Source organism: Caulobacter sp. GW821-FHT12F03 (genome assembly GCF_058806855.1).
The window spans coordinates 245299-267428 of sequence record NZ_JBXAQC010000004.1; the positions used below are offsets into that span (position 1 = coordinate 245299).

Sequence of the window (22130 nt, forward strand, 5' to 3'; positions counted from 1 at the left end):
CGGCCCCGCCTGATCAGGATCTGTGAATGGACATCATCAGCCGGATCACCGCCTTCTTCGCCGCGCAGCCGCCGGCCTTGCTGTGGGGCCTGGGCGGGATCGCCGGCCTGCTGGTGCTGGGCAGTGTGGTCGCCGCCGGGCTGACCCTGGCGCGGCCCGGCAAGGACTACCGCGAACTGCGCGAGCGCATGTCGAGCTGGTGGGTGATGATCGGCCTGCTGGCCGGCGCCCTGCTGCTGGGGTGGCAGGCGACGCTGGGCCTGTTCGCGGTGGTCAGCTTCATCGCCCTGCGCGAGTTCCTGTCGCTGGCGCCGACCCGGCGCGAGGACCGGCTGATCATCCTCGCCTGCTACCTCGCCATCCCGGTCAGCTACGCCTTCGTCGCGGCCGACATCTACGGCATCTACCTGGTCATCATCCCGGTCTACGCCTTCCTGATCCTGCCCTGGCTGATGGCGGTGATCGGCCAGACGAAGGGCTACCTGTCGAGCGTCGCCCTGTTCCACTGGGGGCTGATGACCTGTGTCTACAACATCGGCTACGCCGCCTTCCTGATGCGGACCCCCGCGGCCGAGGCGCCGGCGGGCGCCGCGGGGCTGGTGTTCTTCCTGCTGGTGGCCACCGAGTTCAACGACGTGGCGCAGTACGTCTGGGGCAAGCTGCTGGGCCGCCGCAAGATCATCCCGAAAGTCAGCCCCAACAAGACCTGGGAGGGCTTCCTCGGCGGCTGGGCGACGACGGCGGCGCTGATCTGGTTCGTCGGACCGCTGTTCACGCCGCTGCACGGCATCGGCCTGGCGACCATGGCCTTCGTCCTGCCGGTGGCGGGGTTCGCCGGCGACGTGACGATGAGCGCGATCAAGCGCGACATCGGGGTCAAGGACACCTCGCACCTGATCCCGGGCCACGGCGGCATCCTCGACCGGATTGATAGCCTTACCTTCACCGCCCCGCTGTACTTCCATCTCCTCGCCTGGTTCGCGCTGGCGAAATTCTGAGGGGACGTCCGATGAGCTGGATTCGCTGGCTGCTGCTGCTGCTGATCGTCCGGCCGATCGCCCGGTTCATGACCGGCGCCGACGTAACCGGCCGCGAGCACCTGCCGCTCAAGGGGCCGGCCATCGTCGCGGCCAACCACAACAGCCACATGGACACGCTGTTGCTGCTGAGCATCTTTCCCAGCCGCGCGGTCCTGCGGGTGCGGCCGGCGGCGGCGGCCGACTACTTCCTGCGCGACCCGGTGATCGGCTGGTTCTCGCGCAATCTGATCGGCATCGTGCCCGTGGCCCGCGGCAAGGCCGGCACGGGCGAGGACGTGCTGGCTCCGGCCCGCGAGGCGCTGGCCGCCGGCGACATCATCGTGGTGTTTCCCGAGGGCACGCGCGGCGACGCTTCCGACACCATGGCCGCCCTGAAGAGCGGCGTGGCGCGGCTGGCCGAGGCCTTTCCGGGCGCGCCCGTGACGCCGGTGTGGATCCAGGGCGCCGGCCGGGTCCTGCCCAAGGGCGAGGTGATCCCCGTGCCGATGAACTGCGCGGTGCTGATCGGCGAGCCGGTCCACTGGCAGGGACAGCGCGGCGCGTTTATGGAGGAGCTCCGCGGAGCGCTCCTCAAGCTGAAGGACCAGGCCCCGCCGCTTCGCTGGAGCTGAAGGTCTTGCGCATCGTGTCCGGCGCCCATCGCGGGCGCACCCTGAAGACCCCGCCGGGCGACGCCACCCGCCCGACCAGCGACCGGGCGCGGCAGGCGGTGTTCAACATCCTCGAGCACGCCCCCTGGGCCCCGGAGTTGCACGGCGCGCGGGCCATCGACCTGTTCGCCGGCTCGGGCGCGCTGGGCTTCGAGGCGTTGTCGCGCGGAGCCGGCTTCTGCCTGTTCGTTGAGACCGATGACGCGGCGCGCGGCGCGATTCGCGAGAACATCGACGCGCTGGGCCTGTTCGGCCAGACGCGTATCCACCGCCGCGACGCCACCGACCTGGGCTTGCGCCCCGCGGCCATGGGCGAGCCATTCGACCTAGCCTTCCTCGACCCGCCCTATCGCAAGGGCCTGGGCGAAAAGGCGCTGGACGGCCTGGCCGCCGGCGGCTGGCTGAAGCCCGGCGCGGTGGTGATGTTCGAGCGGGCCAGCGACGAGCCGGACGTCGCCCCGACCGCCTATGAGGCGCTGGACGCCCGCGACTACGGCGCCGCGCGCGTCCAGTTCCTGCGGTTCAGATAGGGGACACGTACCTGCGGTACATGTCCCCGTTCGGCTACCAGCCCTTCGTCGTCACCCGGTTGTCGAGCTGGGCTCGCAGACTGAGAAGGCCCGCCCGGGTGATGCGATAGGGGCCGCCGTCCTGGCTGGCGATCAGCCGGCGTTTCTTCAGGCTCTTGAAGACCGCGAGCGTGCAGTCGCTGAGCAGCCAGCCGTCGCGATTGAGGCATTCGGCGGCGACGGGTGCGCCCCGGTCGTCGCGCACGAGGGTGATCGCGCCGCCCTGGGCGAGCGCGTGCAGCGTGCGCTGCTGCGGTTTGGAGATGTTCACTTGAATGTCCGTGTCGAGGCATGAGACGTCGCGCCCCGGCGGTGGCCGGAGCGGGCGGATCAGCGGGTCGCCGACGGACTCAGTGAGCCGTCAGGCCCGCGCCTCGATCGCAAGGGGAGACATGGTCGCCTCAGGTTGAACCCGGTTACTCTAACAGGGGCCGCAACCCACCGCAACTCAGTGTTAATTCAGGCGCTAAACTGCATATAATCTGCGCTTTACATGTTACGCGTGCCGCTCGTCATAAATCTGTCATCCCGTATTTGTCCTTGTGCGGAATAACATCGATTTCCGACGCAATCGCATTTACGATTACTTATCCCGCACCGTGCTGTCTGGCTTCGCCACAGGGGGACGGCATGCGACACGATCTGGCCAGCCTTGCGATTCCGACGCCGCCGATTCCAGCCGGCACGTCGGGCGCGGAGGTCTACAATCGCTTCCAGCGCGAGCCCGATCTGATCGCCATCGCGGTCATCGACGAGGCCGGCCGGCCGGTCGGCATCATCGACCGCAACAGCTTCATCCTGTGCATGGCGGCCGAGTATGGCCGGGCGCTCTACGCCCACCGGCCGATCTCGCTGCTGATGAACACGACGCCGCTGATCGCCGAGGCGGCGACGCCGGCGGCGGACTTTTCCAGCGAAGCGCTGGCCGACCGCCCGTCCGAGCTGCTGCAGGGGTTCATCGTCGTCCAGGACGGCGTCTATGTCGGCGTCGGCAGCCTGCTGTCGCTGCTGCAGGCCACCAGCGCCGCCAACCGGGCCCACGCCGAGGAGATGACCCGGCTGGCCGAGCGGCTGACGGTGGCCAAGACCGAGGCCCAGGCCGCCCTGACCGCCAAGTCCCAGTTCCTCGCCGTCATGAGCCACGAAATCCGCACGCCCCTGAACGGCGTGCTGGCCATCGCCGACATCCTGGATCGGAAGCTTACCCAGTCCGAGCTCAGGCCGTTCGTGCACACCATCATGGAGTCGGGCGAGACCCTGTTGCGGTTGCTGACCGACGCCCTCGACATCTCCCGCGCCGAGTTCGGCCAGCTCGACCTGGCCGAGGACGGCTTCGCGGTGGCGGGCATCCTTGACGACCTCGACAACCTCTGGCGGCCGCGCGCCGAACAGAAGGGCCTGACCCTGACGCTGTCCTATCGCGGGCCGTCGGGCCTGTGGGCGCTGGGCGACGCGATCCGGCTCAAGCAGGTGTTCAACAACCTGATCGGCAACGCCCTGAAGTTCACCGACACCGGCCTTGTGGAAGTCGTCCTGACGGCCGAGGCGGTCGAGGGCCACATCACCCTGACCGGGGAGGTCCGCGACAGCGGCATGGGCATTCCCGAAGACCGGTTGGCCAGCATCTTCAAGCCGTTCGCCCAGACCGAGGCCGGCCGGGCGCATGGCGGGGCGGGGCTGGGCCTGTCGATCTGCCGCGAGATCATCACCCGGATGGGCGGCGAGATCGCCGCCCGCAACAACGACACGCGCGGCTCGACGGTCCACTTCTCCATCGTCCTGTTCGACGTGCCGGCGGGCGCCGACGAGGCGCCGGACGGCGGAAGCGAGGTCGCCCTCGCCGGCCCGTCGCTGCATGTGCTGATCGCCGACGACAACGCGACCAACCGGCTGGTCGCCGGGACCCTGGTCGAGATGTTCGGCTGCACCTTCGAGACGGTCGACGATGGCGAGGCGGCCGTCGCAGCCGCGTCTGCCGGCCGGTTCGACCTGATCCTGATGGACATCCGCATGCCGCGCATGGACGGCGTCGAGGCCACCCGCGCGATCCGCAAGCTGTCCGGAGAGCGGGGCGGCGTGCCGATCCTCGCCCTGACCGCCAACGCCGATCCCTGGGACGCTGTCCACTACGTCGCCCAGGGCATGAACGGGGTGGTCGAGAAGCCGATCAAGGCCGAGCTGCTGGCCGCGGCCATGGAGGCGGCGATGGCGACCTCGGAGCGCCGCGCCGCCGCGTGACCCGTGAACGAGGGAGGACGCCGACGCCGGCGCCTGTCACCCCGCGGTGATGGTCACCGCGTCGGTCGATCGCGTCGCGGGGCCGTGGTGGACCGCCTCGATGTTGTTGCCGTCGGGATCGAGCAGGAAGGCGGCGTAGTAGCCGGGGTGATAGCCCCGCTCGCCCGGCGCGCCGTTGTCGCGGCCGCCGGCCCTGAGCCCCGCCTCGTACCAGCGGTCGACCGTGGCCCGGTCCGGCGCCTGGAAGGCGACATGCACACGGCTGGCCTGCTCGCCGACATCGACCCACAACTCGTCGGCGAAGAAGTGGTCGACGCCGTCGGTGACCGGGACGCCGAGCACCTTGAGCACCGCGGTATAGAATGTCCGGCTGGCGACGAGGTCGCGGGTCCGCAGATGCAGGTGGTCGATCAGGCGACCGCGTTTGAGGTCCATGGCAGGCTCCCTTTCAAGGCGAAACGCCGACCGTCGCCGCCGGGTTTCGGCGGCTCTTGACCCTCACGCGCCGTGAGGCCTGATACCCCTGTCCATCGGCGAGGACGGCATGAGCAGGTACACGGTCAAACAGCTGGCGACGATGTCGGGCGTCTCGGTCCGCACGCTGCACCACTATGACCAGATCGGCCTGCTCAGACCAGCCAGCGTCGGAGAGAACGGCTACCGCTACTATGGTCGCGAGGAACTGCTGCGCCTGCAGCAGATCCTGTTCCATCGGGAGCTCGAGTTCCCGCTGGAGGCCATCGCCGCGGTGCTGGCCGCGCCGGACTTCGACCGCACGGCGGCCCTGCGTCGCCACCGGTCGACTCTCGACGCCGAGGCCAGGCGCTATCGCCGTCTTCTCCGCACGCTGGACGACACCCTCGCCGCCCTCGAAGGAGCGACGGACATGAAGGACAAGGACCTCTACCAGGGCTTCGCGCCCGAAAAGCAGGCCGAATACGAGGCCTGGGTAGTCGACCGGCACGGCGAGACCGCCAGGGCCGACATTGAGCACGGCAAGGCGATGATGAAGGGCTGGAGCGCCAGCGACGCGGCCGGCCACCAGGCCGAGGTCGAGGCCATCGAAGCCGGGCTGGCCCGGGCGATGGCCGACGGTCTGCCGCCGGACAGCGCCGCCGTGGGCGACCTCATGCAGCGTCATCATGCCTGGGTTGCCCGCAGCTGGAAGGCCCCGCCAACGCGCGAGGCCTATCTCGGGCTGGCGGCGATGTACGGCGACCACCCCGACTTCCGGGCGCGCTACGAGGATCGGGCGGCCGGCCTGCTGGAGTATCTCCAGGCGTCCATGTCGGCCTTCGCGGAAGCGGCCCTGTAGAGGCAGGGACAGGCGCCGACGTCGGCGCCCGCTCCACCGCTATACCCAAACCGGGGGTAAAGAATTGACGGACCGTACGATTGACTTGGATCAATCGTCGGCGGACCATCTCCCTAACGAGGGTGTGGTCTTAATACGCCCCGCGAGGAAACGACCCACAAGGATGCCGCCATGGCCAAGACCGTTCCCGTGCCCGATTTCATTCCCGCCGAACCGGACCTGCTGCCGCCCGTGGCCAAGGGTCTGCTGATGCTGGTCATGGCCGCCGGCAGCGCCATCATGCTCGTCGCCTTCGTGGTCGTCGCGGCGCTCGCGATCTTCTGAACCGGCCTATCGCCGGCCGAACAGCCGCTCGATATCGGCCAGCTTGAGCTCGACGTAGGTCGGCCGGCCGTGGTTGCATTGCCCTGAGTGGGGCGTGGCCTCCATCTCGCGCAACAGGGCGTTCATCTCCGCCGCCGTCAGCCGACGGCCCGCGCGCACCGATCCATGGCAGGCCATGGTCGAACAGACCTCCTCCAGCCGTTCGCGCAGGGCCAGGGCCTGGCCGTTCTCGGCCAGATCGTCGGCGATATCGCGGATCAGGCCCGCCGCGTCCGTGTCGCCGAGCAGCGCCGGCGTCTCGCGCACCAGCACCGCCCCCGGGCCGAACGACTCGATCACCAGCCCCAGCGCCGCCAGCTCGTCGGCCTTGGCCATCACCCGGTCGGCCTCGGCCGGATCGAGGTCGACCACCTCGGGCAGCAGCAGGGTCTGACGGACCACGCCGCCGGACTCCATTTCCCGCTTCATCCGCTCATAGACCAGCCGCTCATGGGCGGCGTGCTGATCGACGATGACGATGCCGTCGCGGGTCTGGGCCACGACATAGGTCTCGTGCACCTGGGCGCGGGCGGCCCCGAGCGGATAGTCGACCGGGTCGATGATCGGGGCGGCGTCGCCGTAGGTCTGCGGCTGCGGGGTCCAGTCGCCCGTCGGCTCGACGCGAGCGGTGGCCTCGGCCAGACCGGGCAGGCTCGGGGCCGGCGCGCGCGGCGTCCAGCCGCCCTGCTGCCAGGCCGAGAAGCCGGCGGCTGACGGACCGGGCTGGTAGCCCGCGCCGGGAAAGCTCTGGGCCCGGAAGCCCGCCAGCGCCGCCGAGGCGACCGTGGTCGAGGCGCGGTGCCCGGCCCCCGCGAGGGCGTGGCGCAGGGCCCCGATGATCAGGCCGCGCACCAGGGCGGGGTCGCGGAAACGCACCTCGGCCTTGGCCGGGTGCACATTGACGTCGACGAAAGTCGGATCGAGTTCGACGTACAGCGCCGCCGTCGGATGCCGGTCGCGCGCCAGATAGTCGGCGTAGGCGCCGCGGAGGGCGCCCTGCAGGAGGCGGTCGCGCACCGGCCGGCCATTGACGAACAGGTACTGGTGGGCGGCGTTGCCGCGCGAATAGGTCGGCAGGCCGGCGAAGCCGGTCAGACGGATGCCCTCGCGCTCCTGATCGATGGCCAGAGCGTTGTCCTGGAACTCGCGGCCGAGCACGGCCGACAGGCGGGCGAGACGGCCGTCCGGCCCGGGGTGCTCGGCGGTCAGGCGCAGGGCGCGGCGGCCGTCGAGGTCCAGCGTGAACCCGACGGCCTCGTGGGCCATGGCCTGGCGCTTGAGCTCCTCGGCGATGGCCATCTGCTCGGCGCGGGCCGATTTCATGAACTTGAGGCGGGCGGGCGTGGCGTAGAACAGGTCGCGCACCTCGACCCGCGCGCCGTGAGGGCCGGCGAAGGCGGCGGGACCGACGTCGCCGGTGGCGCCGCCCTCGACGAGGATGGCGTGGGCGTCGGACGCGCCGCGCGCGCGGCTCGCGATCGACAGGCGGGCGACCGAACCGATCGACGGCAGGGCCTCGCCGCGGAATCCGAGCGTGGAGATGTGCAGCAGGTCCCAGGCGCCCTCCGCGTCGGGGAACAGTTTGGAGGTGCAGTGCCGCTCAACGGCCAGGAGCAGTTCCTCGGGCGACAGGCCCGAACCGTCGTCCGCCACGAGGATCCGCGTCAGCCCGCCGCCGTCGGCCTCGACCGCGACCCGCGTGGCCCCGGCGTCGAGGGCGTTCTCGACCAGCTCCTTGACCGCGCTGGCCGGCCGCTCGACCACCTCGCCGGCGGCGATGCGGTTGACGGTCTCCGGAGGCAGGCGACGGATGGGCATGGAACCACCCTACCCGATTCCGGCGGAGGGATGTTGCGTGGTTCGAGCCCCGGACCTGATCCGGGGGGACCTGAGGGTCCGCTCCTCAGCATGACGAAGAAGGTCGTCGCCCACCGCGCCCGTCATCCTGGGGCGCGAGCCCCCAGGCGAGCGTCTCGAAGGACGCGCCAACGAAAAGGGGACACGCACTGACGTGCATGTCCCCGTTCGTTTCGTCCGATAGCGAAAAAGCCCTACAGGCCCGGCAGCTTCACCCAGCTGGCCTTTTCGCGGGAGATGATCACCGTCTTGCCGCCGGTGATGGCCTTCAGACGGGCTTCCTCGGCGGCGGCGTCGACCAGCACGGGCGGAGCCGAACCGTCGGCGGCGGCGGCCGGAGCGGCCGGCGCGTCCTTGCGCCAGAACATCACGCGGTCGGCGAAGGTCTTGTCCTTGTGGGCGATGTCGCCGAATTCGTCGTCGACGACATAGCGGATCAGCGGATCGGCCTTTTCGACGCCGGCGCGGGCGACCAGCAGGCGCTCGCCGTCGGTGCGTTGCGCGGCCGCGGCCTGGCCGGCCAGGGCGGTGCGGGCGGCGCTTTCCGGCTGCAGCTCCTGCGGGCGGGGTTCACCCGGCGCCGGCGGACGCAGCGAATAGTCGGGCGGCACCACCAGCGGGGCCTTGGTCACGACGCGGAATTCGTCCGGCGTCACCTTGGCGATGCCAAGGGCCTTGGACGTCGACTGGCAACCGGCGAGGCCGGCGGACGCGATCAGCGCAACGGCGCACAGGACGCGGGTAGAGATCATCGAGCCTTGCTCCTCAGGGCCGGTCGGCCAATTGGCCGCCCCCGGCCGCAACAGGCGCTCTCGATACGCCAAAAGTGAGGCGAACAGCAACTGCGTTACGGCTTCGCATCCCGACGCAGGCTGTCGATCAGCAGAAGGACGACGCCGACGGTGATGGCGCTGTCGGCGATGTTGAACACCCAGGGGAAGCTGAGCGCCTTGAAATCGATGAAGTCGGCCACCGCGCCGAAGCGTACGCGGTCGATCAGATTGCCGATCGCGCCGCCCATGACCAGGCCGATGGCGACGCCGAGCAGCGGCCGCTCGACGCGCCGCGCCCAGACCGCGAGGAAGCCCGCAACGCCCAGCGAGAAGGCCGCCAGCGCCCAGCGCACCCACTCGGCCTCGCCGCGGAACAGGCCAAAGCTGACGCCCTGGTTCCAGACCATGGTCAGGTGGAACGGGCCCAGCACCTGGACGCCCTCCTGGCCGTAGAGCGGCAAGCGGAAGCCATAGAGGATCCACTGCTTGACCAGCTGGTCGGCGAGGATGATGGCCAGGCCGATGGCGTAGGCGGTCGGTCCCTGCAGACGCGGCGGCGCGGCGGGTTCGACGGCGACCTCCGTCGCCTCGGTCAGGACGACGGACTCGGCGACCGGCGATTCGGAAACGTCGGAACTCATCAGGATTCCCAGGAAAGCCAACCCAACACCGTCATCGTCGGACTTGTTCCGACGCCCCATGAACACCGTCAAGCGTGGGTGTGCAGGGGTGGTCGGGGCGAGCCCGACCATGACGGCGATTTTCCGGCCGCAGCCGCGCCGTCATGATCGGCCAAGTCGTATCAGCCCGCGTGGGTCTTGTCCCACGCCGCGACGGCGTCGTCGCACCGCAGGCAGAGGCGGCTGGCTTCGGTGACCTCCGGCAGCACCCGCCAGCAGCGGGCGCATTTGCCGCCGTCCGCCGGGACCGGATCGACGGCCACGGCCTTCATGTCGGTCATGCGGAAGCTGGCCTGGCCGCCCTCGCCCGCCGCCAGCGTCACACCGCTGGTGCGGAAGATCTCGGCCGCGTCGAGGCCTTCGAACGCCGCCAGCAGGTCGGCGTCGGCGACGTACACCGAGGGCGAGGCCTCCAGCGACGAACCGATGCGCTTCTCGCGCCGCTCGATCTCCAGCGCGCCGGTGACCACGCCGGTGACCTGCTCGACCTTGCCCCAGCGCGCCGCCTCGGCGTCGTTGCGCCAGTCGGCCGGCGTCTCCGGGAGGACGCGCAGGCTGTTGGAGCCGGCGTCGGGGAAACGGGTCGTCCAGGCTTCCTCGGTGGTGAACGGGATCAGCGGCGAGAGCCAGATGGTCAGCCGTTCGAACACCGCCTCCATCACCGTGCGGCAGGCGCGGCGGCGGATGCTGTCGGCGCGGTCGCAGTAGAGCGCGTCCTTGCGGATATCGAAGAAGAAGGTCGACAGGTCGCCCTGGCAGAACTCGAGCAGCGGCCGGACCACGTCGCTGAAGCGGTAGGTCTCGAACGCGGCGCGCACCTCGCCATCGAGCTGCCACAGGCGGTGCAGGATGTAGCGTTCCAGCGGCGGCATCTCGGCCACCGGCAGGCGTTCGGCGTCGTCGAGGCCGGCCACCGCGCCCAGCAGGTAGCGCAGGGTGTTGCGCAGCTTGCGGTAGGAGTCGGTGACCGTGGCGAGGATCGTCTTTCCGATCCGCTGGTCCTCCCGGTAGTCGACCATGGCGACCCACAGGCGGAGGATCTCGGCGCCGCTCTCGCGGAAGATCACCTCAGGGTCGATGACGTTGCCCTTCGACTTGCTCATCTTTTCGCCGTTCTCGTCCATGGTGAAGCCATGGGTGAGGACGGTGTCGTAGGGCGCGCGGCCGCGGGTGCCGCTGCTTTCCAGCAGGGACGACTGGAACCAGCCACGGTGCTGGTCGGAACCCTCGAGATAGAGGTCCGCCGGCCAGTGCGTGTTGGCGCGGCCCTCGAGCGCGAAGGCATGGGTCGAGCCGCTGTCGAACCAGACGTCGAGGATGTCCTCGACCTTTTCGTAGCGGGCCGGGTCATGGTCGCCGAGGAAGTCGGCCGCCGGGCGCCTGAACCAGGCGTCGGCGCCTTCGGCCTCGATCGCCGCGATGATCCGGGCGTTGACCGCCGCATCGCAGAGCGGCTCGGCCGTGTCCTTGTCGACGAACATGGCCAGTGGGGCGCCCCAGGCGCGCTGGCGGCTGATCAGCCAGTCCGGCCGGCTCTCGACCATGGAGCGGATGCGGTTTCGGCCGCCCTCGGGCACGAAGGTGGTGGCGTCGATGGCGGCGAGCGCGGTCTCGCGCAGGGTCGGCCCGCCGTTGATCGGCGCGTCCATGCGGATGAACCACTGCGGCGTGTTGCGGAAGATCACCGGCGCCTTGGAGCGCCAGCTCATCGGATAGCTGTGCTCCAGCCGGCCGCGGGCCAGCAGGTTGCCGGCCTCGATCAGCTTCTCCATCACCGCGCCGTTGGCGGGACCGAACTTGCCGACCTTCTTGCCCTCGGTCTCCAGCACCTTGAGGCCGGCGAACAGCGGCACGTCGTCGTAGTAGGCGCCGTCCGGGCCGACCGTTTCGGGGATGGTCGCGTCGATGCCTGCAGCGTCGAGCTGCGCCTTGCTCTTGAGCCAGATCAGGTAGTCGTCCGCGCCGTGGCCGGGCGCGGTGTGCACGAAGCCGGTGCCGGCGTCGTCGGTGACGTGGTCGCCGGCGAGCATCGGGACCTTGAAGTCGTAGCCGACGTCCAGCTTCACCAGCGGGTGGGCCAGCATGAGGGCCGCGCAGTCAGCCGTCTCGACGCGCGTCCACCGGGCCACCTTGGCGGCCTTGAAAACGTCCTCGGCCAGCTTGTCGGCCAGGATCAGCTTGTCGCCCGGCGCCGCCCACGGCGCGAACTCCAGGCCCTCCTCGAGCGCCTCGACGCGATAGACGCCGTAGGCGATGCGCGGGCTGTAGCTGACAGCCCGGTTGGCCGGGATGGTCCAGGGCGTGGTCGTCCAGATGACGACGGAGGCGTCGCCGCCGACGACCGGGAACTTCACCCAGACCGTCGGGCTCACGTGGTCGTGGTACTCGACCTCGGCGTCGGCCAGGGCTGTCTGTTCCACCGGGCTCCACATCACCGGCTTGGAGCCGCGATAGAGCTGGCCGCTCATCATGAACTTGTGGAACTCGGCGACGATCACCGCCTCGCTCGAGAAATCCATTGTGGCGTAGCGGTTCTCCCAGTCGCCCAGGATGCCGAGACGCCGGAAGCCGGCCATCTGCACGCCGATCCAGTGTTCGGCGTAGGTGCGGCAGCGTTCACGGAACTCGCTGGCGGGCACGTCGCCCTTGCGGCGGCCGGCGGCCCGCAGCTCCTCCTCGACCTTCCATTCGATCGGCAGGCCGTGGCAGTCCCAGCCCGGCAGGTAGTCGACATCGTAGCCGAGCGCGAAGCGCGAGCGGACGGTGATGTCCTTCAGCGTCTTCTGCAGCACATGGCCGATGTGGATGGCGCCGTTGGCGTAGGGCGGGCCGTCGTGCAGCACGAACAGCGGCGCGCCCGCCGCCTGCCGCGTCTTGCGAACGGTGTTGTAGAGGTCCTGCGAGGCCCAGGACTCGAGGATTTTCGGCTCGAGGGTCGGCAGGCCCGCCCGCATGGGGAAGGCGGTCTCGGGAAGGAATACGGTTTCGCGGTAGTCGCGCTGGGAAGCGGCGTCGTCGGTCATGGAGAATTACTCGGAAGGAGTCAGGGGGTGCGGGTGGGCGTTCCCGGCATGCGCGACCGTTCCCGGCGGCGTCACGCCGGGCGGATAATTCGCGGAGCCTTCCGAACCGTAGTCATGGGCGGGGCTGTAGCAGACGTATCCCCCCACTGTCATCCCGGCCGTAGCGCAGCGAAGAGCCGGGACCCAGATTCGGCATCGACGGCGGGGGTGGGATTTGTTCTGGGTCCCGGATCGGCCTCCGGCCGTCCGGGATGACAGTCAATTGGATCAGCTCTTCTTGCGCGCCTTCGGCGTGACCGTGACCTTCATCCGCACGCCCGCGCGGACGATGTCGAGCACCAGCGGCCTGTCGATGCTCGCCGGGCCGAGGGCGCGGAGCAGGTCGTCGAGGCCGGTGATCAGCCGACCGTCGGCGGCGACGATCAGGTCGCCGGCCGCGATGCCGGCCTTCTCCGCCGGGCCGCCGGCGTCCACGGAGGCGACCCAGACCGCGTAGGGCTGGGTGACGCCGGCCGACCTGGCGATGGCCGGCGGGATCGGGGTCTGCTGGGCCACCACGCCGATCGTCCCGCGCCGCACGTGACCGTGTTTGGCGATTTCGGCCATGACGAAGGAGGCCGTGTTCGAGGCGACCGCGAAACACAGGCCCTGGGCGCCCATGATGACGGCGGTGTTGATGCCGATCACCTCGCCGTTGGAGCTGACCAGCGGCCCGCCCGAGTTGCCCGGATTGAGCGCCGCGTCGGTCTGGATCAGGTCCTCGATCAGCCGGCCCTTCTCGGCGCGCAGCGAGCGGCCCAGCGCCGAGACCACGCCGGTGGTCACCGTGGCCTCGAAGCCCAGCGGCGCGCCGATGGCGATGACCAGCTGGCCGCGACGCAGCTTCTTGGAGTCGCCGAGCCGGGCGAACGGCGCCTTGACCGGCTGTTCGACCTTGAGCACGGCGATGTCGGTGTCGGGGTCGTCGCCGATCGGCCGGGCGGTCAGGGCGCGGCCCTCGGCGGTGATCACCGCCAGGCGCGAGAAGCCGCCGACCACATGGCTGTTGGTGACGATCAGGCCGTCGGCCGAGACGAAGAAGCCCGAGCCCTCGCCGGCGAAGCTGCCGTCGGTGGTGATCGGCGCCACGCGCACGACGGCCGGGCCGACGGTTTCCACCGCCTTCACCACCGCGTCGGAATAGGCGTCGAGCAGGTCGAGCTCGCTGCGCACCAGACGCGGTTCGACCCGGGTGTCGAGCACGAAGGAGGCGTCGGGGGGAAAGGCGAACGATTCGGGCGTCACCCGGGTCGCCGCCGGGCGCCGCGCCCTGGCGAACGTTTCGTACTTGCGTGACTTGAACATCGGGCCCCCACCGGAATGGTTAACAGGGAACACGGTGAAGGGCGCGGCGCCAAGAGGGGATCGCCCGGAGGGGGAATTGCGTGGTTCGAGACGCTCGGCTGATGCCTCGCTCCTCACCATGACGAAAAGAAGCGCAAGCACCCCTTCCCGTCATCCTGAGGAGCGGACCCTCCGGTCCGCGTCTCGAAAGACGCACGCCGCCTACGCCTGCAGAATCGCCCGCGCCTCCGCCTCGTCGACGCGAATCTGCACGACCATCTCGTCGATCGAGGTGAACTTCTCTTCGGGGCGCAGGAAGGCGATCAGTTCGGTTTCGATGACCTGGCCGTAGAGGTCCTCGTCGAAATCGAACAGCCAGACCTCCAGCCGCGTGTCGACCTCGCCGGTGGTCGGGTTGTTGCCGATGTTGGCCACGCCCGCATAGACCCGGCCGTCCGGCAGCCGCGTGCGGGTGGCGTAGACGCCCAGCTTCGGCACGACGTAGTCGGCCATGAACACATTGGCGGTCGGGAAGCCCAGGGTGCGGCCCAGCTGCTGGCCGCGACGGACCACGCCCTCGATGGCGAACGGCCGGCCGAGGATCGCCGCGGCCTCCTGCGGCTGGCCCGCGCGCAGGGCCTCGCGCACGCCGGTGGAGCTGTACTTCTCGGCCCCCTCGCCGACCGCCTCGGCGACCGAGACGGTGAAGCCCATCTCCGCGCCGTAGACCTTCATGGCCTCCGGACTGCCGGTGCGGCCCTTGCCGAAGGAGATGTCGAACCCGACCGCCACGTGACGCACGCCCAGCCCCTCGTGGAGCACGTGCTCGACGAAGTCCCGGTCGCTGAAGTTGGCCATCTCGAAGTCGAAGTTCAGCACATAGAGCAGGTCGACGCCGAGCGCCTTGAGCGCCCGGGCCTGCTGGTCGACGGTCATCAGCCGGAAGGCCGGCTCGCCGGGCTGGAACAGGCGGCGCGGATGCGGGTCGAAGGTGATCACGGCCAGCGGCGCGCCGGTGGCCTTCGCGGCCGCCGCCGCCCCGGCGATGACCTGCTGGTGGCCCTTGTGCACGCCGTCGAAATTTCCGAGCGCCACCGCCGCCCCGCGATCGGCGGGCGCGAGGGCCTTCCAGCCGTGAACAATCCGCAGGGTCATCAGGCGGGCCGGCGCGGAACCATGATGGTCGCTTCGCCGTCGAGCACCGCCTTGCCGCCGACGGTGCAGACCGTCGACAGGGTGGCGCGGGCCTTTTCGGCGTCCAGGCTGGTGATCGTGGCGGTGACGGTCACCTCGTCGCCGATCTTCACCGGACGTTTGAAGGTCAGGGTCTGGCCCAGGTAGATGGCGCCCGGCCCCGGCAGCTTGCCGGCGATCAGGGCCGAGATGTAGGCGGCCGACAGCATGCCGTGGGCGATACGCCCCTTGAACTGCGTGGTCGCGGCGAAGGCCTCGTCCAGATGGACCGGGTTGTGGTCGCCGCTGACGTCGGCGAAGGCCTGGATGGCCTTCTCGTCGACGATGCGGGTCAGGTCCGCCGACTGGCCGACCGTCAGATCCTCGAAATACAGGGCCGACATCGCGTGTTTCCTCGTTCTCTTTGTGTGACTACCAGACCAGGTCGGCCATGGCGTAGCGGGCCTTGACGCCCTCGGCTGCCAGCAGGGCGGCGACGGCCGGCGCCGACAGACGCCCGTCCGGGCCCATGGCGGCGTCGCCGTGGATACCCTTGGCGATGAACAGGCAGTCCAGGCCCTGGTCCTCGGCGCCCTGGACGTCGGTGTGGACCCCGTCGCCGATGCACAGCACCCGCGCCGGCGCCGGCGCCTGGCCCAGCAGCCGCTCGGCCTCGGCCATGGCCAGGTCATAGATCGCCGGCCAGGGCTTGCCGGCCATCTGCACCGGGCCGCCCATCTCGCGGTAGAGGTCGGCCAGCGCGCCGCCACAATAGATCAGCTTGCTGCCGCGCTGCACGACCCGGTCGGGGTTGGCGCAGATCATCGTCAGCTTGCGCGAGGCCGGCTCGACGAACCGGGCGCGGTAGTCCTCGGGCGTCTCGACCTCGTCGTCGAACGGGCCGGTGACGGCGATGAAGGCGGCCTTGTCCGGCTCGGCGGTGGCCAGGCCGAGCCCCTCGTAGAGGATGCCGTCGCGTTCGGGACCGATGATCCAGGCAGGGCCCGGCGCGCGTTCGGCCAGAAGCATGCGGGTCGCGTCGCCCGAGGTGACCAGGGTGCTCCAGGCCTCGCGCGGCACGCCCAGTTCGTCGAGCTGCGGGATCACGTCGTGGGCCGGGCGCGGCGAGTTGGAGATCAGCACCACCGGCCCGCGCTCGGCGCGATAGCGAGCCAGGGCGGCGCAGGCGTCCGCGAAGCTCTCGCGGCCATTGTGGATCACGCCCCAGACGTCGCTGAGCAGGACGTCATAGTGATCGGCGAGATCGGCGAGGCCGGCGGGCAGAGCGGTCATGGGTGTCCGGCTAACGAACCGGCGGCGCCGGGTCAATGTTGCGTGGTTCGAGACGCCCGGCAGACGCCTCGCTCCTCAGGATGACGAAGAGGGATGGATCGCCACTCTGCTCGTCATGGTGAGGAGCGGTCCCTCAGGATCGCGTCTCGAACCGCGCACGTTTGGCATGCTCGTGGAGAATCAGACGGACACCCGCGTCCGCCGGCAGACTACCAGCCGGACGCGCGGCGCAGGCTGGTGCGCATGAAGTCGGCGGGGGGATCGGCCTCGGCGAGGATCGCGTCGCGGATCGCCCGGGGCTCGCCGAACAGGTGACCCTGGCCGAAGGCCATGTCGAGTTCGAGGATGTCGACGATCTGCCGCTCGCTCTCGACCTTCTCGATGATCACCTCGACGCCGTAGCGGCGCGTCAGGCGGGCGAAGTCCGAGGCGTGCAGGTCCGGCAGCGAGCGGATGACCAGGCGGCCTTCGCTCTCCTCCAGCTGGTCCAGCAGCATCTGCGCGCCGACCTTGATGAACTTGATGTCCGCGCGGGCCAGGTCCTGGAAGTCGAGGTCGAGGTCGGTGACCTTGTCGAGGCTGAAGCGGAAACCGAGATCGGCCAGCCGCGCCATGTGGCGGGCCTCGACCGCGCCGCGCCGCTCGAACGCCGCCTGGCCCAGTTCGAAGATCAGGGCCCCGGCCATGTCCTTGTTGGCCGACAGGAAGTCGAGGAACTGCGGGAAGAACTGCTCGTCCGACAGGCTGGCCAGCGAGATGTTGCAGAATATGCCGACCTTGCGGTCCTGCTTGGCCAGGCGTCGGACGATCTGCACGCAGCGGAACAGCAGCAGGTTGTCGATCGCCGCGACCAGACCCTCGGGCTCGGCCACCGACAGGTACTCGGCGGGCATCATCACCCGGCCGGTCTCGTCGCGCAGGCGCGAGAAGCTTTCGTAGAAGACGGTGCGGCGCTGCGGCAGCGACACGACCGGCTGCAGGTAGAGGTCGACGCGGTTGCCGGCGAGGGCGTCCTTGACGGTGTCGAGCAGGGCCTGCGACTGCGGGCCGCGGCCGAGCGCGCCCGGCGGGGCGGCGGCGACGCGGCTGGACAGCTGCGCCTCCATCTTCTCGGCCATCTTCTGGACGACGTCCTCGAGGGAGTGGACCTCGCTGGTCAGTTCCTCGGACCGGCGCAGCGCGTCGGTGGTGACGGTCTCGACGACCTCGTTGAGCCGGGTGTCGATCTTCTCGATCTGGCGGGCGAGGATCAGGTGCGCCTCACGGATGTTGGACAGGTCGTCCTTCATGCGCGTGGTGTTGATGGCCGCCTCGATCAGCGAATGGAAGGCGAAGGCCAGCGCCAGGCCGCCGACGAGGGCCGCGACACCCGCACCCCAGCCGCCGCCGTTACGCCAGATGCCCAGCGCAACGATCAAGGACAGACAAAGATAGGCGCCGCACAGCAGCGCAAGGGTAAGCCGTCTCATCGTCCCGCCTGCACGAATCGTTCGGAGTATCCCGCGCCTCTCATCATGGTGTCCAAGGTATTAACGTCGCCCTGCCGTCCGCGATTGATTCAGATCATCGACAGCCCTCCGGCGAAATGATAATCATTCGCAATCACCTTCGGGATTGCCATGTCTGAAGCCGCCGTTCTCGAACCGCTCGCCCCGCCGACCATCGGCGGCATCGTGTCCGACGCGGAGGTCATCAATCTCGGCGCCCTGAGCCTGGCCTCGGTCGGCGACAAGGGCGTGATCGCCCGGGTCTCGGCCTTCGAGGGCGCCCTGCCCGCCGCCGAACTGGAACGTCGCCTGCTGGAACTGGGCTTCGTAGAGGGCGCGACCATCGAGGTGCTGCAGGAAGGGCTGTTCGGCCGCGACCCCATCGCCGTGAAGCTTGACGACATGCGCGTGGCCATTCGCCGCCGCGAGGCCGCCGCCATCCAGATCCGTTTCGATCCAAAGGCCGACGCTTGACCGACACGGCCCTCGCCCCGACGCGCATGGCGCTGGTGGGCAATCCCAACACCGGCAAGACCGCCCTGTTCAACGCCCTGACCGGCAGCCGCCAGAAGGTCGCCAACTACGCCGGCGTGACCGTCGAGCGGAAGGAAGGCGTGCTGACCACGCCCGCCGGCCGGGTGATCAACGTCATCGACCTCCCGGGCACCTACTCCCTGCGCGCGCGCAGCCCGGACGAGGCGGTCACCCGCGACGCGGTGCTCGGCCGGCTGGCCGGCGAGACGCCCCCGGACGTGATCGTCTGCGTGGCCGATGCGACCAACCTGCGGCTGGTGCTGCGGCTGGCGCTGGAGCTGAAGCAGGTCGGCCGGCCGTTCGTGCTGGCGCTCAACATGTTCGACATCGCCCAGCGGCAGGGCCTGCGCATCGATCTGGAGGGCCTGTCCCGCGAGCTCGGCGCGCCGATCGTCACCACGGTGGCCACGCGCAAGCGCGGCATCGAGGAGCTGGTGGCCCAGGCCGAGACCTTGGCCGACACCATGCCGGTCGGCGAGAACGTCTGGCATGAGCCGTCGGCCGAGGAGATCCGCCAGGCGCACAGCGAGTCGCAGCGCATCCTGAAGACCTACGTCCGGCCGCCGGAGCGGCCCGACACCCTGACCTCGAAGATCGACAACGTGCTGCTGCATCCGGTGGCCGGGCTGCTGATCCTGTCGGCGATCATGTTCGTGATGTTCCAGGCGGTGTTCGCCTGGGCGACGCCCGTCGCCGACGCGATCGACGCTGGGTTCGTGCTGCTGGGCGAGCTGGTCAGCCGCGTGGTGACCAACGATCTGCTGCGCAGTCTGCTGGTCGACGGCCTGATCGCCGGGGTCGGCAGCGTGCTGGTGTTCCTGCCGCAGATCGTCACGGTGTTCTTCTTCATCCTGATGCTGGAGGATTCCGGCTACATGGCCCGCGCGGCCTTCCTGCTGGACAGGCTGATGGGGGTGGCGGGCCTGCACGGCCGCGCCTTCATCCCGCTGCTGTCGAGCCACGCCTGCGCCATTCCCGGCATCATGTCGGCCCGGGTCATCGACCAGAAGCACGACCGGCTGACGACCATCCTGATCGCCCCGCTGATGACCTGCTCGGCGCGCCTGCCGGTCTACACCCTGATCATCTCGGCCCTGATCCCGAGCCGCACCGTCGCCGGCTTCATGAACCTTCAGGGCCTGGTGATGTTCGGGCTCTATGCGTCCGGCCTGATCTCCGGACTGGTGGTGGCCTTCGTCATCCGCAAGCTGTTCTGGCGCACGGCGTCCGAGCCCTTCATGATGGAGATGCCGACCTACAAGGCGCCCGAGGCCCGCAACGTGCTGCTGAACCTGTGGCAGCGGGTGGTCATCTTCATGAACCGCGCCGGGCGCATCATCCTGCCGCTGATGATCCTAGTGTGGGCCCTGTCGACCTTCCCCTACCCGCCCGAGGGCGCCACCGGGCCGGCCATCGACTACAGCTTCGCCGGCATGCTCGGCCACCTGATCCAGCCGCTGCTCGCGCCGATCGGCTTCAACTGGCAGATGTCGATCGCCCTGATCCCGGGCATGGCCGCCCGCGAGGTGGCCGTGGCGACCCTCGGCACGATCTACTCCGTCGGCGACGTCGACGGGGCCGGCGGCGCCATGCTGCAGCACATCGTGGCCAGCCAGTGGAGCCTGGCCACCGGCCTGTCGTTCCTGGCCTGGTACGTGTTCGCGCCGCAGTGCGTGGCGACCCTGGGCGTGGTCAAGCGCGAGACCAACAGCTGGCTCTGGCCGACGGTGATGTTCGCCTACATGTTCGCGCTGGCCTACATGGCCTCGCTGGCGACCTACTGGGGCGCGGTGGCGCTGGGCTGGGGCTAGGCCTCTAGCGGGTCGGAACCGGCGTCTCGCCGCGGTAGTCGTAGAAGCCGCGGCCGACCTTCTTGCCCAGCCAGCCGGCCTCGACGTACTTCACCAGCAGCGGGCACGGGCGGTACTTGCTGTCCGCCAGACCCTCGTGCAGCACGTTCATGATCGACAGGACCGTGTCCAGGCCGATGAAGTCGCCCAGTTCAAGCGGGCCCATCGGATGGTTGGCGCCAAGCTTCATCGCCGTGTCGATCGAGTCGACCGTGCCGACGCCCTCGTACAGCGTGTAGATCGCCTCGTTGATCATCGGCACCAGCACGCGGTTGACGATGAAGGCCGGGAAGTCCTCGGCGTTGGTCGTGGTCTTGCCCAGCGACTGGGCGAAGGTCACGGCCGTCTCGTAGGTGGCGATGTCGGTGGCGATGCCGCGGATGACCTCGACCAGCTTCATCAGCGGGACAGGGTTCATGAAGTGCAGGCCGATGAACCGCTCCGGGCGGTCGGTCGTCGAAGCCAGCCGGGTGATCGAGATCGACGAGGTGTTCGACGCCAGCAGGGTGTTGGGGCCCAGGTGCGGCAGCAGCGAGCGGAAGATGGCCTTCTTGGTCTCTTCGTTCTCGGTGGCCGCCTCGATGGCGATGTCAGCGCCGGCGACGACCTCGATCGAGGCCGGCTTGATCCGCGCGAGGGCCGCCTTCATGGCCGCGTCGTCGATCAGGCCGCGGCCGACCTGGCGGGCCATGTTGTGTTCGATCTGGCCGAGGCCGGCGGTGATCCGGTCCGCGTCGACGTCATTGAGGAAGACGTCGTAACCGGCGAGCGCGCTGACGTGCGCGATGCCCGATCCCATCTGGCCCGCGCCGATGACGCCGACCGACCTGATAACCGCCATGAAGTTTCGCCCTTGACGGCGGCGCGGTGACTTTGGGGAGGTCCGCGCCGCAAACTTTTGTGGCGGCTTTCTAGCACGAGAGTCTTAACCGAGGCCAAGGCTTTGCTGCGATGCAGCGCGGAGACGGATCAGGCCGGGGCGTAGAGCGCCGCCGCTTCGGCCAGCAGCCAGTCGCGCAAGGCGGCGATCCGCGGCAGCCGGGTGGAATCGTCGCGCCAGACGACGTGGTAGCCGACATCGGCGCCCACCTCGCCGCTGACAGGCCGCACCAGGCGGCCCGACAGCAGGTCCTGTTCCACCAGGCCATTGCGGGCCAGCGCCACGCCGAGCCCCTGGATCGCCGCCTCCACCAGCATGGCGGAGTCGTCGAACATCAACCCTCCGCCCTCGGTCGGCGCCTCGATGCCCATCACCGAGAACCACAGGCTCCAGCGCCAGACCGTATGCCGGAGGAGCGGGACGCGCCGCAGGTCGGCCGGCTCGCGGATCGGATGCCGCTCGAGAAACGCGGGGCTGCAGACGGGAAACAGGGTCTCGGGAAACAGCGGCGCCGAGCACAGGCCCGGCCAGGGCCCCAAGCCATGCCGCAGCCCTATGTCGACGCCGTCGGTGGTCAGGTCGGCCATCCGCTCCTCGACCCGCAGCTGCAGGTCGCCGACGGAAGCCGGCAGGCGGCCGAGGCGCGGGGCCAGCCAGCGGGCGGCGAACGCAGGCACCGTGCTCAGCACCAGAGGGCCGCAGCTGGCGTCCGAGGTCAGGGTCGCGACGCCGTCGCGCAGGATGTTCACGGCCTCGGCCACGCGAGCCGCGAGCGCCGCGGCGGCCGGGGTCGGCTCCATCAGGTTGCCCCGGCGGATAAACAGGCGGACTCCGAACGTCTCTTCCAGGCGGCGGATCTGCTGGCTGACGGCGCCGTGGGTCACCGCCAGCTCGTCGGCCGCGCGGCTGTAGCTGCGATGTCGGGCGGCGGCCTCGAGGGCGCGCAGCGCGATGAAGGGCGGCAGGCGGCTCATGCCGGGTTGTTAGCAAGCCTCACAACCCCGGGCAAAAGCTATCGTTCGTAATCGGCCCGCTGATCGCCCAGATTTCGGGAGCGACGCCGCTTCCTCCCAACCCCGAAC

21 protein-coding genes are annotated in these 22130 nt (G+C 69.6%); 8 read left to right on the forward strand and 13 right to left on the reverse strand.

All coding sequences use genetic code 11. The annotated features are described in order from the left end of the window. Positions 1 to 26 precede the first annotated feature (26 nt). The 3 genes from AC1RN0_RS12480 to rsmD are packed head-to-tail and all read left to right on the forward strand — an operon-like array spanning position 27 to position 2220. Positions 27 to 998, forward strand: coding sequence for a phosphatidate cytidylyltransferase (locus AC1RN0_RS12480; protein WP_492787762.1), 972 nt, complete (start codon positions 27 to 29; stop codon positions 996 to 998). Positions 999 to 1009: 11 nt separating this feature from the next. Continuing rightward, on the forward strand, positions 1010 to 1651 hold the full coding sequence (locus tag AC1RN0_RS12485; RefSeq protein WP_492787763.1) for a lysophospholipid acyltransferase family protein: 642 nt from the start codon (positions 1010 to 1012) through the stop codon (positions 1649 to 1651). A 5-nt stretch (positions 1652 to 1656) separates the two neighbouring features. Next, positions 1657 to 2220 carry a 16S rRNA (guanine(966)-N(2))-methyltransferase RsmD gene (gene rsmD, locus AC1RN0_RS12490; protein ID WP_492787764.1) on the forward strand — a complete coding sequence of 188 codons (564 nt, stop codon included), beginning with the start codon at positions 1657 to 1659 and terminating at the stop codon, positions 2218 to 2220. A gap of 34 nt (positions 2221 to 2254) precedes the next feature. On the opposite strand, the gene AC1RN0_RS12495 is transcribed toward rsmD, so the two are convergent. Continuing rightward, complete coding sequence (locus AC1RN0_RS12495; RefSeq protein ID WP_492787765.1) at positions 2255 to 2530, reverse strand: YjhX family toxin; 276 nt, start codon at positions 2528 to 2530, stop codon at positions 2255 to 2257. A 359-nt stretch (positions 2531 to 2889) separates the two neighbouring features. On the opposite strand from AC1RN0_RS12495, the gene AC1RN0_RS12500 reads away from it, so the two are divergent. Further along, a complete protein-coding gene (locus AC1RN0_RS12500) occupies positions 2890 to 4497 on the forward strand; it encodes an ATP-binding protein (RefSeq protein ID WP_492787766.1) in 1608 nt (535 codons plus the stop codon). A 36-nt stretch (positions 4498 to 4533) separates the two neighbouring features. On the opposite strand, the gene AC1RN0_RS12505 is transcribed toward AC1RN0_RS12500, so the two are convergent. Further along, positions 4534 to 4932, reverse strand: a complete 399-nt coding sequence (locus AC1RN0_RS12505) for a VOC family protein (RefSeq protein WP_492787767.1) — start codon at positions 4930 to 4932, stop codon at positions 4534 to 4536. A 109-nt stretch (positions 4933 to 5041) separates the two neighbouring features. Here AC1RN0_RS12505 and AC1RN0_RS12510 point away from each other — a divergent pair, with 109 nt between their 5' ends. Further along, positions 5042 to 5812, forward strand: a complete 771-nt coding sequence (locus AC1RN0_RS12510; protein WP_492787768.1) for a MerR family transcriptional regulator — start codon at positions 5042 to 5044, stop codon at positions 5810 to 5812. 171 nt (positions 5813 to 5983) lie between these two features. Beyond that, the gene (locus AC1RN0_RS12515; RefSeq protein WP_492787769.1) at positions 5984 to 6136 is read left to right on the forward strand and encodes a hypothetical protein; all 153 of its coding nucleotides are present in this window, start codon (positions 5984 to 5986) and stop codon (positions 6134 to 6136) included. A gap of 6 nt (positions 6137 to 6142) precedes the next feature. On the opposite strand, the gene mutL is transcribed toward AC1RN0_RS12515, so the two are convergent. The 9 genes from mutL to tipF form a co-directional block, all read right to left on the reverse strand. Next, entirely contained in the window at positions 6143 to 7993 is a 1851-nt protein-coding gene (gene mutL, locus AC1RN0_RS12520) for a DNA mismatch repair endonuclease MutL (protein ID WP_492787770.1), read from the reverse strand. Positions 7994 to 8226: 233 nt separating this feature from the next. Further along, positions 8227 to 8784, reverse strand: a complete 558-nt coding sequence (locus tag AC1RN0_RS12525; protein ID WP_492787771.1) for a DUF3035 domain-containing protein — start codon at positions 8782 to 8784, stop codon at positions 8227 to 8229. A gap of 95 nt (positions 8785 to 8879) precedes the next feature. Then, the gene (lspA, locus tag AC1RN0_RS12530) at positions 8880 to 9446 is read right to left on the reverse strand and encodes a signal peptidase II (protein ID WP_492787772.1); all 567 of its coding nucleotides are present in this window, start codon (positions 9444 to 9446) and stop codon (positions 8880 to 8882) included. 161 nt (positions 9447 to 9607) lie between these two features. Then, positions 9608 to 12508, reverse strand: a complete 2901-nt coding sequence (ileS, locus tag AC1RN0_RS12535; RefSeq protein ID WP_492787773.1) for an isoleucine--tRNA ligase — start codon at positions 12506 to 12508, stop codon at positions 9608 to 9610. 267 nt (positions 12509 to 12775) lie between these two features. Continuing rightward, positions 12776 to 13852: a S1C family serine protease gene (locus AC1RN0_RS12540; RefSeq protein WP_492787774.1), complete on the reverse strand. Its 1077-nt coding sequence runs from the start codon at positions 13850 to 13852 to the stop codon at positions 12776 to 12778. Positions 13853 to 14053: 201 nt separating this feature from the next. Then, entirely contained in the window at positions 14054 to 14986 is a 933-nt protein-coding gene (locus tag AC1RN0_RS12545) for a bifunctional riboflavin kinase/FAD synthetase (RefSeq protein WP_492787775.1), read from the reverse strand. Then, complete coding sequence (locus AC1RN0_RS12550) at positions 14986 to 15408, reverse strand: MaoC family dehydratase (RefSeq protein WP_492787776.1); 423 nt, start codon at positions 15406 to 15408, stop codon at positions 14986 to 14988. Before AC1RN0_RS12550 ends, AC1RN0_RS12545 begins: the two co-directional genes overlap by 1 nt. Positions 15409 to 15436: 28 nt before the next feature. After that, positions 15437 to 16297 (reverse strand): TIGR01459 family HAD-type hydrolase, encoded by an 861-nt coding sequence (locus AC1RN0_RS12555; RefSeq protein ID WP_492787777.1) that lies wholly within the window; start codon positions 16295 to 16297, stop codon positions 15437 to 15439. A gap of 209 nt (positions 16298 to 16506) precedes the next feature. Continuing rightward, on the reverse strand, positions 16507 to 17766 hold the full coding sequence (tipF, locus tag AC1RN0_RS12560) for a flagella assembly cyclic-di-GMP phosphodiesterase TipF (protein ID WP_492787778.1): 1260 nt from the start codon (positions 17764 to 17766) through the stop codon (positions 16507 to 16509). A 150-nt stretch (positions 17767 to 17916) separates the two neighbouring features. On the opposite strand from tipF, the gene AC1RN0_RS12565 reads away from it, so the two are divergent. Together AC1RN0_RS12565 and feoB are read left to right on the forward strand one after the other, a co-directional pair. After that, positions 17917 to 18258 carry a FeoA family protein gene (locus tag AC1RN0_RS12565; protein ID WP_492787779.1) on the forward strand — a complete coding sequence of 114 codons (342 nt, stop codon included), beginning with the start codon at positions 17917 to 17919 and terminating at the stop codon, positions 18256 to 18258. Positions 18259 to 18284: 26 nt separating this feature from the next. After that, positions 18285 to 20129 carry a ferrous iron transport protein B gene (gene feoB, locus AC1RN0_RS12570; RefSeq protein WP_492787818.1) on the forward strand — a complete coding sequence of 615 codons (1845 nt, stop codon included), beginning with the start codon at positions 18285 to 18287 and terminating at the stop codon, positions 20127 to 20129. Positions 20130 to 20133: 4 nt separating this feature from the next. Here feoB and AC1RN0_RS12575 read toward each other — a convergent pair whose 3' ends face one another. Next, positions 20134 to 21009: a 3-hydroxybutyryl-CoA dehydrogenase gene (locus AC1RN0_RS12575; RefSeq protein ID WP_492787780.1), complete on the reverse strand. Its 876-nt coding sequence runs from the start codon at positions 21007 to 21009 to the stop codon at positions 20134 to 20136. A gap of 128 nt (positions 21010 to 21137) precedes the next feature. Continuing rightward, complete coding sequence (locus AC1RN0_RS12580) at positions 21138 to 22022, reverse strand: LysR substrate-binding domain-containing protein (protein ID WP_492787781.1); 885 nt, start codon at positions 22020 to 22022, stop codon at positions 21138 to 21140. Positions 22023 to 22130 lie beyond the last annotated feature (108 nt).